11 protein-coding genes are annotated in these 12,806 nt (G+C 71.8%); 9 read left to right on the forward strand and 2 right to left on the reverse strand.

The features are described 5' to 3' along the window. Positions 1 to 39: 39 nt before the first annotated feature. Positions 40 to 3,051, reverse strand: coding sequence for an AfsR/SARP family transcriptional regulator (locus ABD323_RS22670; protein WP_344443730.1), 3,012 nt, complete (start codon positions 3,049 to 3,051; stop codon positions 40 to 42). Between the two features lie 292 nt (positions 3,052 to 3,343). Here ABD323_RS22670 and ABD323_RS22675 point away from each other — a divergent pair, with 292 nt between their 5' ends. The 4 genes from ABD323_RS22675 to ABD323_RS22690 all read left to right on the forward strand — a co-directional run bounded on the left by ABD323_RS22675 (position 3,344) and on the right by ABD323_RS22690 (position 6,475). After that, positions 3,344 to 4,009 (forward strand): hypothetical protein, encoded by a 666-nt coding sequence (locus tag ABD323_RS22675; RefSeq protein ID WP_344443731.1) that lies wholly within the window; start codon positions 3,344 to 3,346, stop codon positions 4,007 to 4,009. 164 nt (positions 4,010 to 4,173) lie between these two features. Then, positions 4,174 to 4,665 (forward strand): AAA family ATPase, encoded by a 492-nt coding sequence (locus ABD323_RS22680; RefSeq protein ID WP_344443741.1) that lies wholly within the window; start codon positions 4,174 to 4,176, stop codon positions 4,663 to 4,665. Beyond that, positions 4,662 to 5,579, forward strand: a complete 918-nt coding sequence (locus ABD323_RS22685; RefSeq protein WP_344443732.1) for a hypothetical protein — start codon at positions 4,662 to 4,664, stop codon at positions 5,577 to 5,579. Before ABD323_RS22680 ends, ABD323_RS22685 begins: the two co-directional genes overlap by 4 nt. A 95-nt stretch (positions 5,580 to 5,674) precedes the next feature. Beyond that, positions 5,675 to 6,475: a helicase associated domain-containing protein gene (locus ABD323_RS22690; protein WP_344443733.1), complete on the forward strand. Its 801-nt coding sequence runs from the start codon at positions 5,675 to 5,677 to the stop codon at positions 6,473 to 6,475. On the opposite strand, the gene ABD323_RS22695 is transcribed toward ABD323_RS22690, so the two are convergent. After that, positions 6,472 to 6,714 (reverse strand): hypothetical protein, encoded by a 243-nt coding sequence (locus ABD323_RS22695; RefSeq protein ID WP_344443734.1) that lies wholly within the window; start codon positions 6,712 to 6,714, stop codon positions 6,472 to 6,474. The two genes, ABD323_RS22690 and ABD323_RS22695, sit on opposite strands and share 4 nt — an antisense overlap. 208 nt (positions 6,715 to 6,922) lie before the next feature. On the opposite strand from ABD323_RS22695, the gene ABD323_RS22700 reads away from it, so the two are divergent. From ABD323_RS22700 to ABD323_RS22720, 5 genes are all read left to right on the forward strand, one after another. Then, entirely contained in the window at positions 6,923 to 7,177 is a 255-nt protein-coding gene (locus tag ABD323_RS22700; protein ID WP_344443735.1) for a hypothetical protein, read from the forward strand. Between the two features lie 73 nt (positions 7,178 to 7,250). Continuing rightward, positions 7,251 to 8,057, forward strand: a complete 807-nt coding sequence (locus ABD323_RS22705; RefSeq protein ID WP_344443736.1) for an MbnB/TglH/ChrH family RiPP precursor modification enzyme — start codon at positions 7,251 to 7,253, stop codon at positions 8,055 to 8,057. Further along, complete coding sequence (locus ABD323_RS22710; RefSeq protein ID WP_344443737.1) at positions 8,054 to 8,602, forward strand: hypothetical protein; 549 nt, start codon at positions 8,054 to 8,056, stop codon at positions 8,600 to 8,602. Before ABD323_RS22705 ends, ABD323_RS22710 begins: the two co-directional genes overlap by 4 nt. A gap of 73 nt (positions 8,603 to 8,675) precedes the next feature. After that, entirely contained in the window at positions 8,676 to 9,647 is a 972-nt protein-coding gene (locus ABD323_RS22715) for a hypothetical protein (protein ID WP_344443738.1), read from the forward strand. A 457-nt stretch (positions 9,648 to 10,104) separates the two neighbouring features. Next, complete coding sequence (locus ABD323_RS22720) at positions 10,105 to 10,824, forward strand: hypothetical protein (protein ID WP_344443739.1); 720 nt, start codon at positions 10,105 to 10,107, stop codon at positions 10,822 to 10,824. The last annotated feature ends 1,982 nt before the right edge of the window (positions 10,825 to 12,806 follow it).

Consider the following 12,806-nt stretch of genomic DNA (forward strand, 5'->3'; position numbering starts at 1 on the left):
ATCAGCATCTGAACTCCCGTCAGGCACGGGCTGCCCGCCTCACGGCCGGCGGTCCATGACCCTGAGCGCTTCCCGGACCACGTCTTCGATGACGAGACCCAGTTCCTGGGCGACCTCCAGAGCGCGTCGCATGGACCTGTCCGCAGAATCTTCGTCACCCAACGCCCTGTGCGCCGTGGAGATCCGCACCAGTGTCCTCACCTGGTAGACACGGTTACCGGCGTCCACGGCCACGGCTTCGGCCTGCTGGAAGCCGACCAGCGACTCCTCGACGCGATCCATCAGGTAGCAAGCCTGAGCCATCGTGTCCAACGCGCCGGACTCGCCGATACGGTAGCCGGCCTGCCTGTTCAGCTCGACTGCTTCCCGGGCGTGGTCCAGCGCGAGCTGGTACTGCCCGTTCCTGATGTAGGCCCACGCCAGGGTCCCGTAGCTGGCCGCCAGACTGACGGCGGATCCGCCCTGCCGGGACGCGACGACCGCGGCGCGGGCGTGTTCGAGCTCTTCGACGTGGCGGCCGTCGTCGCCGTGGATGTTCGCCGCCACCCGTTCCACGTGGGCCATCCCAGTCCGGTCATCGAGCTCGCGCCGCAGGTCGCGAGCCTCGTCCAGATGGGCCAGGGCCCCGGTGGAATCGCCCAGCCGCCAACGGGCCTGGGCCGCGTCGCAGTGCGCCTCCGCATGAACGCCCGGATCGCCGGAGCGCCCGGCCGCGACCACTGCCCGCTCCATCAGTTCGGCCAGCAGCTGCCAGTCGCCGCGGCTGTCCAGGAAAAGCGCCACGGCGTCCGCCAAGCGCCAGATGTGGCCGTCGTAGCCGTACCCGGCCGCGACGGCGACGAGACCGGCCAGCGCCGCGCGCTCCGCCAGCTGCCATTCGGCGGCCGGCGCCACGTCGTCGAACGTCTCCGCCACCGCTCGCGGATCGATCTCCTCCAGCGGCACGGCCCGGTACACCGGGTTCATGACGCGATGGGCCGCGGCAGCGGTGTGCACGTAGTGGTCCAGCATCCGGCGCACGGCCCCGGCGCGGTCGCCGGCCTCGTCCACGGCCGCCGCCTGCTCCCCGGCGTAGACGCGGAGCAGGTCGTGGAACGCATACCGCCCGGGGACGGGCTCGGCGACCAGATGCGCACCGACCAGCTCGGTCAGCAGGCTCCGGGCGCGGCGCACCGGCAGCCCGGCCAGGCTCGCGACCGCTGCGACGGATATGTCAGGCCCCGGATGCAGGGCCGTCAGCCGGAACACCCGCGCCGCCTCCGAGCTCAGCTGCCGGTAGGACCAGGAGAACACCGCACGCACGCTGGCCGCGGGGTCGCCGGCATCCAACGCGGTCAGCCGTTCGCCGGTCGCGCGCAGCTGCTCGGTGAAGTCGGCCAGCGGCAGGTGCGAAGCCGTGGCGATGCGGGCGGCGGCGATGTTCAACGCCAGCGGGAGCCGGGCGCACAGCTCGGCGAGGTCCACCACGGCCGCAGGCTCGCAGCCGGCGTGCTGGTCGCCGAGCCTGCGGACCAACAGGGCGACGGCCTCCCCGGGAGTCAGCAGGTCCAGCGGGACCGGCCGTGCCCCGTCCAGGGCGACCAGGCCGGTGAGCCGGTCGCGGCTGGTGACGATCGTCAGGCTGCCCGGAGCCCCGGAGAGCAGGGGCCTGACCTGCTCGGCGTCGCGGGCGTTGTCCAGCACCACCAGAAGCGGCCGACCGGCCGTCAGGCTGCGGAACAGAGCTGTCTGCCCGGTCGGCTCGGACGGGATCCGAGCCGACGACAATCCCAGCGCCCGCAGGAAGCCGCGCAACACCTGCTCCGGGGAGACTGCCGGCCCCGGGCCCGGGTCGAAGCCTCGCAGATCAGCGTACAGACAGCCGTACGGGAACCGTGGCGCGAGCTCGGCAGCCCACTGCACGGCCAGTGCCGTCTTCCCGGCCCCGGCCGTACCGACAATCGTGACCAGACGCGCACCGGCGCCGCCGGCGCCGTCACCGCAGAGGTGGCCGTTCAGGACCGCCAGGACGTCGGCGCGGCCGGTGAAGTACTCGATGCGGGGCGGGAGCTGATTCAGGACGCCGGGCCCTGACGGGGACTCGGCCGAATCCGTGCGCGGATTCGGGGAGACCGTCCCGGCCGCTGCCCCGACAGCGCCGGAACGGGCCACTACAGTCAACGAGGGGTCCGCGGCCAGGATCCGCCGGTGCAACTCCGCCACCGGGGCGGACGGCTCGACACCCAGCTCGCCGACGAGGTTCGCCCGCAGCTGCTGATACACCGCCAGCGCGTCGGCCTGGCGACCCGCGCCGTGCAGAGCGTGCATCAGATGGCCGTGCGCTGCCTCTCGCCAGGGATGCTCCCGCACCAGCGGTGCGAAATCCGCCACCACCTGGTCGTAGCTGCCCAGTCGCAACCGCGCCTGGGCCAGCTGCTCCCAGGCCTGCAGCCTGACCTCCCGCAACTGCTCGATCCCTGCTTCGTCCCTGGCCGGGACCGCGTCGGCCAGGGGATCACCGCGCCACAGCGCCAGTGCCCGGGACAGGGCGTCGGCGGCCGACTGCCACTGTCCGCCCCGCAGCTCCCTGGCCCCGAACAGGCGCAGCTCGTCGAACTCGTGCAGGTCCAGCTCCCCCGGACCCACCTGGATCAGATAGCCGTCCGGTGACCGGCGCACGCGCTCGGCGCCGCCTGCACCGCCGGCATCCAGGAGACGCCGCAGGCGCAGGACGTGGTTCCGCAGAGAGGCCTTCACCGACGCCGGCGGATTCTGGCCCCACAGCGCCTCGACGAGGCGCGCTTCCGCGACCGGCTGCCCGGCATCGACGAGCAGCACACCCAGCAGGCTGCGGACCATCTGCGCGTTCAGCGGGACCCGCTCACCGTCCCGTTCGGCCGTCACCGGTCCCAGCACCCCGAACCTCATGTGCCTCCCAAGCACCCCCGCCGGGCAACCGCCCGGCGTCCGTGCGATGGTATTGGGCCGGAAGCACACTGGGCAAAGACCCGCCACAGATGGTGTGAGTGGGTGTGGTGGTGTCAGCCGGATGGTCAGCAGCGTGTTGACCAAGGAGTGAGGCTGTTGAGCTCGCTCTTTGCTTGCAGATGCCACAGATCATGGCTGTCACAGAGTGACTAATCTGCTGTCATGACACGCTGATCATGCCTAGCACACCAGGACCATGGCTGACATGGGGTTGCTCGTTCCTGTGAGGCTGGCCGTGCTGGGGGAGTGGGCTGGTACCCATGACCGCCACACCCCTGCCTGTGCTGCCCGTTCCCGTCCCGGGGACTGCTCCAGCGCCCGGAACCGGTGGGGATCCGCTGGTGTCGCTGCGCGGGAGCGGGCGCTCGTCCGGCAGGTGGTGGTCAGGCGCCTGCTTGCGCTCGATGAAGCGGGGGAGCTGGCGTCGGTGCATGCGCGGATCGCTGCGCAGACGGCCGGGGTGTCGGTGCGCACGGTGTGGCGCTGGCTGGCTCAGGCCCGGGAGAGGGGCCGTGTGGAGGCGGCTGTGCGCCGCAAGGGGTTCGCGGTCACCGGCGAACTGTGGGACCGGCTGTCCGAGCTGGGCGGCAACGTCGCCGCTCTGCACCAGGAACTGACCGCACGGACCGGGCACGACCCGGTGCCGTCGTTGGGGACGCTGCACCGGGCCGTCCAGCAGGAACGGCAGGCCGGCCGTGTCCTGCCGAACACCCGGCCTGGGCTCGGCCGGGTGGATCCGGCGGTGTATGACCGCGCGCTCGCGCAGCTGGCGCTGCCGGGCACCGTCGATGAGGCCGGCCAGGCCCCGCCCTCCACCGAACCCGCGCCTCCCACCGCACTACCCGACGGCTTTACGAGGGTCGTGCCGCTGGGTGTGCGGTTGTATGTGCCGGGTGCTCACGTGGTGGCGACGCGTCAGCTGGGCGAGGTGACGGAGGCACTCGCGCATACGGTTGCCGCGCGCCAGATCGCCTGTGTCTACGGGGACGCGGGGCAGGGCAAGACCGTCGCGGTCCACCAGGCCCTATCTTTGAGTCCGTAGGAGCCCGCCACTGTGACCATCGAGTACGCCGTCCGACCGGGCATGCTGCCTCCGGAGCGCGCCGACCACTACCTGAACTTGGAAGGCGCCCGCACCGTTGCGACCGGATCGCGTTCCGGGCCCGGCCCACCCCGCGCGACATCCGCCACGAGCTGTTCCGCGCCCTGGGCCTGCCCGGCGAGCCGCCCGGTCGGCCGATCGAGTTCGACACCGTCCTGAAGAGCGCCCTGGCCCGCGGCTTCCACGTCCTGGTCTGCGACGAGGCCCAGTGGATGTCCCGCGAGTGCTTCGAGTACTGGCGCTACCTGTGGGACGACCCTTCAACCGACATCGCAGTCGTCTTCGCCGGCGGCGACGGCTGCGCCAAGGTGCTGCGCCGCGAGCCGATGCTCGCCTCCCGCATCTACATCTGGCAGCACGCCGTCCCGCTCACCCTCCCAGAGGTCCTCAAGGCGATCCCGGCCTTCCACCCGCTGTGGGCAGGCGTCGACCGCGATCTGACCGCCCTGGTCGACAAGCAAGCCGCCCACGGCAACTTCCGCGCCTGGGCCCGCATCACCAAACTCGCCGCAGACGGCCTCGCCGCCCAGGGCCGCACCAGCGTGGACGAGCACCTGCTGCGCCAGGTCTACGGCCGCCTCGGCGTCGGGACGTGACCCCGCACCCGGTGCGCGGTGTCATCACCCTCGCCCTGGACGTCGGCGACGAAGCGGCCTGCACCCGGGCGGCGCTGGCCGCCCACCGGCCGGGCGTCGGCCGGATCACCGTCCACCCGACCCCGGCCGCCGGCCACCCCGAGGACCTCGCCCTCGACGTCCTCGCCGCCCTCGGAAAGCCCTACGCGGCTCCCAGCCCCTGGACCCGCAAGCCGGACCTCCTGTGGGCGGCCGCGGCGGCGTGGATCCACACCCTGCCCGTCTGGCACCTGATCATCCTGCGCGCCCACCTGCTCACCGCCCCCAACTGGCATCACCTGCTGGAGTTGCACCACCGGACCGGCGTCCACCTGACTATCGTCTGCCACCGCACTCCACCCCGGGTCCTGACCGACCTGCTCCACGCCACCGACCACCGCACCACCACCGGCCTGCCCCCGCACATCCCGCCCGACCCCTTCCCCCGTCCACCAGTCCCGCCCATCCCACACCCCACCACCCTTGCCCGCCTCGCCTTCCCCGTCCTGGGCCGCCTCGCCTTCCCCGTCCTGGGCCGCCTCGCCTTCCCCGTCCTTGCCCGCCTCGCCTTCCCCGTCCTGGGCCGCCTCGCCTGGTCCCACGCCCTCCCGCCCTCCTGCGCCTGCACCCCTCGCCACCGCCCGCGACCCCTCCCTGCCGACCTCCTCCTCGACCAGGCCGTCGAACGCATCCACCGCCTCGCCCACCCCCAGCACGCTGCAGCCCTCGCCGTCGCCCTGGCCACCGGCACCCCTACCACCACCTCGCCACCGCCACCTCCGCCGACTACGACCCCCACCACGCCACCATCACCCTCCACGACCCACCCCGCTGCGTCACCCACCGTCTGCCGGCCTGGGCCCTGCCCCTGCTGGACAGCGCCGCGCGCTACGTGAGCCTGGTAGACGCCGGTCCGAATCTCCTCGCCCCACCCGGCAGCTCGCCGGCCCTGCTCCTGCAGTGCGCCGAGCACTGCCGCCTCGTCCCGTCCATGGACCTGGGCCACGACTGGCTTGCCGACCAGTCCAGGGTCGCCGGTGCCCTGCCGGACCGCCCCGGCCAGAGGACAGCCGCCAAGGTGTCCAGCCGCCGCTCGCGCCGGGGAAGCCCCGCTTCAAGGAGACAGCGGAGGCGGGCACAGGACACGGGCCGGCGGGAGTGGGAGCGTATGTACGCGGTGGCGGTGGCGTTCGCTGCAGAGCACGGCCACCTGGACGCCACCGGCACCGGCACGGATCGGGAACTGGCCCACTGGCTCGCCCACCAGCGGCACCTGCACGGCGAAGCACAGCTCCGTCCCATCCGGACCTCCCGCCTGGCCGAGCTCGGGATGATCTGGGACGACGACCCGAATGCCTGGGAGCGCGGTCTTGCCTACGCCCGCGCCTTCGCCACCCGAACCGGCCACCTCGCCATCCCCGTCGCACAGACACTCGATGGCTACCCGCTCGGCGCGTGGATGGCCGCCCAGCGCAGAGCCAACAAGCTGACCAAACACCAGCAGAAAGCACTCGACGCCCTGGACCCCCTGTGGCGACTGGAACCGGGCTGGAACCGCTCCTACCGGCGCATGACCGCCTACCTCGCCGCCGGAGGCACCCTCACCGGACCGGCCAACCGCACCGGCCACCCCACCGATTCCTGCTTTCGCCCCGGCGTATGGCTACGCAGCCAGACACAGCGCGCCTGCGACCGGAAGCTCAACCGGCAACAGATCGAACTGCTTAATGCCCTCAGCACAATCCGCCCCGCCTGGGCCGCTGCCGGCGCCAGCAGCGGCATGACCGTCTAAGCCAGGCCCTTGTTGATCGCGGCGAAGAGTTTGGTCCAGGACTGCTGTTCGTCGCTCGTGAGGTCGTTCCAGCCGTGGTCCGTGGTCCGTGGTCCGTGGTCCGTGAGCCAGGCCAGGAAGGCCTTCGCCAGCTTGTAGTTCGAGAAGCCGGTGATCTCCTTCGTGAAGATGTCGACGATCGGGCGCTTGGGCTGGGCGGCTCCGGTGGTGGTCACGTCCCAACCGAGCTTGCTGGTCACCCGGCTGAGCGTCAACCTGCCGGAAGAGGCCGACCCGGAGCTCGGTCCGGACGTCCTGGCGGCCGTCCGGGCGCTCGGCTGACCGGTCGCCCGCGAAGGCGGCCGGGTGGAGGCCGCCGGGTTCACCCGGACGGCGTCTGTGCGGGCGAACGGCCAGGGGCTACCGTCTCGTGCAGGTCGATCCCCTACGAACGATTGGAGCGGGCACATGGCCCAGCAGGATGGTACGGGCGGGGCGCAGGCGGCACGGCAAATCACCCTCACCTTCGAGCCGGACGTGGAGGTGGGGCACGTTCACGCCGCGGTCGCCGACCTCCTCCGGAACCTGAAGCCGGGCGGATGTTCGGGGTGCGGCCTGGTGGGGGTCGACGTGACCATCCGCAGCGGCGACCCCGAGGTGTTCCGCGGGGTCAAGGACGTCCTCCACAGCACCGGCGTCATCGGCGTTGACGTCCAGCGCTAGGCGCCGGCCGCCCGGAGTCGCCACCACCTACACTCCCGGTCGTCCCGAGCGTCTCGAACGGCTGCTGCCGCTGGTGGACCATCTGGAGGTGACGCCCGACACCTTCGTCGACGAGGGCTCCGAGGGCTCCGAGAGGGGACGGCTTCGGCTCGAGGCCCTGCACGAGCTGAGGGACGTTGCGGGCGACGCCGCCGTGATCGTCCACGGGGTCGGCCTGTCCATCGGTTCCCACGACGGCTGGTCGGACGGCTACCTCCGGTGCCTCGACCAGCTCATGGACGCGGTGGACGTGGCCTGGCACAGCGAGCACCTCGGTTACACGAGGGTGGGCGGAGAGTTCCTCGGCACCATGCTGTCCATGCCCCGGACGAAGGAGGGGCTCGAACTCGTCGCCGAGCGCGTCGCGGCCGTTCAGGAGCGGTACCGCGTTCCGTTCCTCCTGGAGAACGTGGTCCGTCTGATCCCGGATCACGACAGCGACTACACGGAGGCGCAGTTCCTCAACGAGCTGACGTCGGCGACCGGGTGCGGACTCCTGCTCGACGTCTACAACCTGGAGTGCGACCGGGCGAACAACGGCTTCGGCATCGAGGAGTTCCTGGACGAACTCGATCTCACCGCCGTGCGCGAGGTCCACGTTGCCTGCGGGGTCGAGCACCGGGGGGTGCTGCTGGACGTGCACTCACGCCCCCTGCGGGCGTCGACCCTGGACCTCGCGCGGGAGGTGGCCGACAGGGCGCCCCGGCTGGAAACCGTCACGTACGAGCTCCTGGACGAGGCGGTGCCGGTTCTCGGCCCGGACCTGATCGCGGCCGAGCTGGGCCGCGTGCGGGAGATGCTCGAGTCATCGCGGACGGCCGGTCCGGCGGTGGCCCGATGAACCTGGCGGAACTCCAGGCCGGCCTGCTGGCCCTGCTGAAGTCGCGGGAGCAGGATCCGCGGCACGACCACCCGTACTTCCGTCAGATCGCGTCCTCGGGGCGGCTCTCGGTGCTCCGGGAGATCTCGGCGTGGTGGCGGGGCCTCGCGATCGAGGAGACCTGTGTCCTGACCTCGACCCTGTTGAAGAGGCGTGGCACCTTCGGGCAGGTGGCGGGTCGTTTCGCCGACCGGCCGGATGCGACGCCCCACCACCAGGAGCAGGCGGCCGTCTTCCTCGCCGAGATGGCGCGCCACGGCGATCCGCTCGTCGCTGCCGTCGCCCGCTTCGAAGGGGCCCTGCTGGCCGTCGTGTCCGGCGAGGCGACGGGCCCCGTCACCATCCCTTGGCAGCACGCCCCGTACGCGGTGCTGGAGGGTCTGCTGCTGGGCGCGCCACTCGACGAGGAGAGGATCCACGGCGCCTACCGGGTGGTGGTGGGCCCTGAGATTCCTGGGCTGTTCCGTGTGGAGCCCGTCGCTGCCGGGGGCGGCCGCACCGGCTGACCACCGCCGCTCCCTGACCAGTTACTGTGCGGCCCGGCGGCCCGGGCGACGGTTGTCAGGCGCCGGGGCCGCCATGGCCCCGGAGCGGGTCGCGGCGAAGTTCACCGCGTACCGCGAGCTGTTCCGCACCAAGGTGAAGAGCACCGACCCCGCGCTGGCCGAGCAGGACCCGGCCGACCGCACGGTGCACTGGTGGCGCCGCACCCACCCCGGCCCCCACACCCGGCCCGGCTACCCACCCGGCGCCCTGGTCGTCACCGGCGCCGGACCCGTCGCCCTGGCAGGCCGCCAGGAGGCCGTGGCGGACCTGTCAGCCGAGTGCTGGCGCGGCACCGGGTGGACCGTGACCCAGGATGACAACGACGGCGACGGCTGGCGCGAGTACGACGACGCCGTGCCCGTCCTCGCGACCACGCTGGAGCTGCTGGCCGAGCACGGCCCCCTCGGCCCCGTCTGGTGGCGCTACCGCCGCCCCGGCCGGCACTCCCTGCTCGACGCCCTGGAGAACCCGGACAACCGCGCCGCCTACAACCAGCGCCAGAAGGCCCGGGAGAAGAAAGCCCGCCAGGACCACCGAGAGTGGATGCGCACCCTCGCCCGCGCCGACTGCGGCAACATCCCCAAAGAGGAGAGCACCTGGCACTACGGCCCCGACGGCAACCGCGTGGAGTGGACCCACCAACCCGGCGGCCGCTGCTGGACCTGCCACCAGGAACACACCGAGCGCCTGGAACGGGAGGCCCAGGAACAGCTGGAAGCGGCCCGGGCGGCGAACGCCGCGCTGCGCCGGTGCTGGACGTGCCGGGGCTCGATCGGCGGGAAGGCGGGCTCGGAGCTGGAGCTGTCCGAGAAGGCCGGCCCGGATCGGCTTGAGTGCCCGCAGTGCGCGGCCGACCGGGAGGCGGGGGAGCTGGGCCCGTTGGTGCTGCCGGTCCCGACCCGGCGTGAGCAGGTGGCCGCGCTGGTCTCCGCTCCGGATGACCCGTGGTGGGAGGACCGGGTGCTGCACGCCAAGCTCTACCCGTCGAGGGGTCGACGTGTGTGACCTGTTGGTTGTGGTGGGCGTGGAATGGCCTATCGCGCCGTGTGGTCTGGTCCTTTGGTTGGACCTGTTGGGGCGTCTGGTGGGCGCCGTCCATCCGCCCGGGATGGTGACTGTGTGTGGTGGTGGGTGGGGTTGGGGGGTGGGGTCGGCCCGTTTGGGGGGTCGGCGCGGTGTTGTGGGCCTTTTTTCGGGTGTGAATTCCGCCGCGTATTCCGCCTGGTTGTTTTGGCGGATTGGTTACCGGTGGTGGTGTGAATTCGGGTCGGAATTGTGGTGGTGAGGGTGGTGGCGGGGGTTGGTGTTCGGTTCGTCCGGGGTGGAGCCGCCCGCGTCGTCTGGGCCTGCTGTGCCGCTGTCCCGGGCGGCGTGGTCCGGGTGTCTGCCGCCGCCCTGACACCGGATCCGGCACCGCGGACCCGGCGCCGGGCCGGTGCTGGACGGCTCCTAGACTCCGTCCGTGATCGCACCGTCGAACCCGCACCTCGCTCAGCTCCTCGACCAGTCCGTTGAGGGCGGTTCCGTCGCCATGGACGTGTTCATCGCGCTGTTCGACGGCGGGATGTACGTCCCGATCGCCGCCCCCGGTCAGGTGATCACGGGCCGCAATCCGGCGGGTGAGTGCATCCTGCTCGGGTTCGCCGACGCTGGGCTGGGCCGGGACGTGCCGGCGGCTGTCGGTACCTCGTACTGCGATGCGGCCGGGTTGATGGCGATGCTGGCGGGGACCGGCGCCGTTGAGCTGGTGCTCCGCTCCCGGCACGGTCAGGCCCGCCTGCCCCGGCTGATGCTGGAGCGCTGGGCGGACAGCTTTCCCGACGGCCGGCTGCGGCTCGACCCGGCCACCGGCCCGGACGCCCGGGCCTTGCACGAAGCGCTGACCCGCCGGGTGTCCGGGTTCCCGGCGGTCTGCGCCGCCTGGCTTTCCCTGGCTCGCTGGCCGGACTCCCCCGAATCCCAACTCCTGCTGCACGTCGTCGTGGAGGAGGATCCGCCCGGCCCGGTCGCGAACCACCTGCTGCGGGCCCTGCTGCAGGAGGAGGCCCTGCGCCACCTGTCCTATCCTGAGGTCGCCGTCGTCCCACTGCACCCCGTCGCGCACGCGCACACCATCGCCGAGCTGGAGGGCCTTGGCCTGGCGACGGTCCGCAACGACGCCAGGCCGACCCGTTCGAGGTAACCGCACCTGCGACTCACCCCGTCAGGCTGCCTCGGAGGCTGTTCTGGTGGTCGTCCAAGGGTGGGTGGGTGCTGTCGCGCCTGCTGCCGCGTGAGGTGCTGTCGCGTGCTGTGACGTGGGCGGATATCCGGTTTGCCCTGTGTGTGGTTGGGGCGCGACAGTTCCTGGGACCGTGCGGTTAACGGGTTCGTAGGGTGCGGGTGAGGGCTGGGTTCTGGGAGGTGTGGCTGGTGGATGTGTGGGGGATGGCGTCGTGGTCGTCGTGGGTGGGGTTGGAGGAGGCGAGGTTGGTGGTGCCGCGTCTGCCGGGGGTGTACATGGTGCGGTCGGGGTTGGATGACCGGGTGGTGTACGTAGGCTGCGCCGCGGAGCGGGCAGGGAACGGCTCGCGGCCTGCTCAGGGCATGCGGGGGCGGATCGCGAAGTACACCAGTGGGTTGGCGTCGGGACTGGGTGAAGCGGCGTTAGACCGGGCCCTGACCGATCCGAGCTGGCTGCGCGAGCGCCTGGCCGAAGTTGAGGCGGGCCGGCCGATGAGGGCCGCGCACTGGGCCAAGGCCGCGATCGCACGGGCTGAGCTGGAGCTGTGCTGGGCGGTGACGAGCACTGGCAGGGAGGCCGTTGAGCTGGAGGAACGGGTGATCGCAGTACTGCGCCCGTCTCTCTGGAATCGGCGAGTCCCACGTCCCTAGCGGGTGCAACGCGGGGGTGTGTTGCGGGTCTGACCAGGTGTTATGTGATTGGGAGTGGGGGCGTGTTGCACTTCGTGTTGCACTTCGTGTTGCGCCGGTTTGCCGGCCTCGGCGGCCTGCCGCCGCCCGTGCCGCCCGCCCTGCCGCTCGGTACCGCGCAGCCCAGGGGCGGGGACGCCGTCCTGGTCGGCCGCCAGGCCGTCCCGCTGCGCCCGACTTGGCCGTCCTTGCCCGCCGTGCCCGCGCTCGCCCTGGTGGCGTCCCGCCCGCCGCCGGGGCTGCCCGCTGCTGCGCCCTGGCTGCCCGTTCAGGCCGCCGTCCCCGCCCCTGGGCTGCGCGGCCGTCTCGGGGCCCGTCCTGGTCCGGTGTTCGGTTTGGTGTCGCCACCCCGGAATTGCTCGGTTGACGCTGGGCGGGATTTCCTGGGCGGCCTGGAAGGACGGTCGCCGTGTCGGCGTGGAGGGCCGTAGGCCCCTTTCCGGTGCGCCTAAAATCGATTACTTGCCGCTGCGCCTCGAAAGGGTTTCGGGTTGCCGCCTGAAAAGGAGCAAGAGGGAATTCGAATTCCCGCCGAAAGTGCGACCGGATAGAGCCGGGATGGACGATTTCCGCGAGGTTGGGTGTTCGCGTCTCGCACCCGTCCAGGGACCGGTAGGATAGAGCCGTACGGAATCCGGGGAAGCGCCACCGGATTCGCTTCGGATTCCGGTTCGGAGTCTGCGGTTGAGGGCCCGTCAGCCACCGCCGTGCAGGGCGCCTGTGAGGGCCCGCCACCCGGGCCGGGGAGGCCCGAGCCGGACCGGGTGCCCGGAGGTTGCTCCCGAGGGCCGCAGGCCCCGCCCCAGGGGTGGAGGATGGGCCGTCAGTCCAGCAATCAGGCGGTGGACCGGCCACCGGCTGGGACGGGGGAGCAGCTTGAGGGTGGGGTTGTGACTGATACCGGAAGTCCGCGACACATCGTCAACGCCGAGGGCCGCAGGCCCGGCCGGCACCCCCGCCCGATCGGAGGGATGGGCTGCTACCCGAATTTCGCGTCACATCGTCAACGCTCGCCCCCGGGCGCAGCCCGGGAATCACTGTCAGCTGATCGGCCCGTAGGGCCGTGAAAACACCGGCCCAAACAAACGGGCCGTAGGCCCGGGGAAGGGCCATCGGATGAGCGGAGCGCAGCGACGCCCGATGCCCGCCCCAACAAGCCCGCACACACCCGCGAATTCGCCGCAGGCGAATTCCCCCCACCACGCACCCACCCGCCACCAGGAGTGGACCCCGCCTCGCACGCCGTATTGC

Origin of the sequence: Kitasatospora nipponensis, from assembly GCF_039528135.1 — a bacterium.
Taxonomy (GTDB): Bacteria; Actinomycetota; Actinomycetes; order Streptomycetales; family Streptomycetaceae; genus Kitasatospora; species Kitasatospora nipponensis.

Excerpts from the sequence above, each read along its gene's own strand:
- ABD323_RS22690 (WP_344443733.1), top strand. The coding sequence starts at position 5,675 with ATGGACCTGGGCCACGACTGGCTTGCCGACCAGTCCAGGGTCGCCGGT.
- ABD323_RS22700 (WP_344443735.1), top strand. The coding sequence starts at position 6,923 with ATGGCCCAGCAGGATGGTACGGGCGGGGCGCAGGCGGCACGGCAAATC.
- ABD323_RS22710 (WP_344443737.1), top strand. The coding sequence starts at position 8,054 with ATGAACCTGGCGGAACTCCAGGCCGGCCTGCTGGCCCTGCTGAAGTCG.
- ABD323_RS22715 (WP_344443738.1), top strand. The coding sequence starts at position 8,676 with ATGGCCCCGGAGCGGGTCGCGGCGAAGTTCACCGCGTACCGCGAGCTG.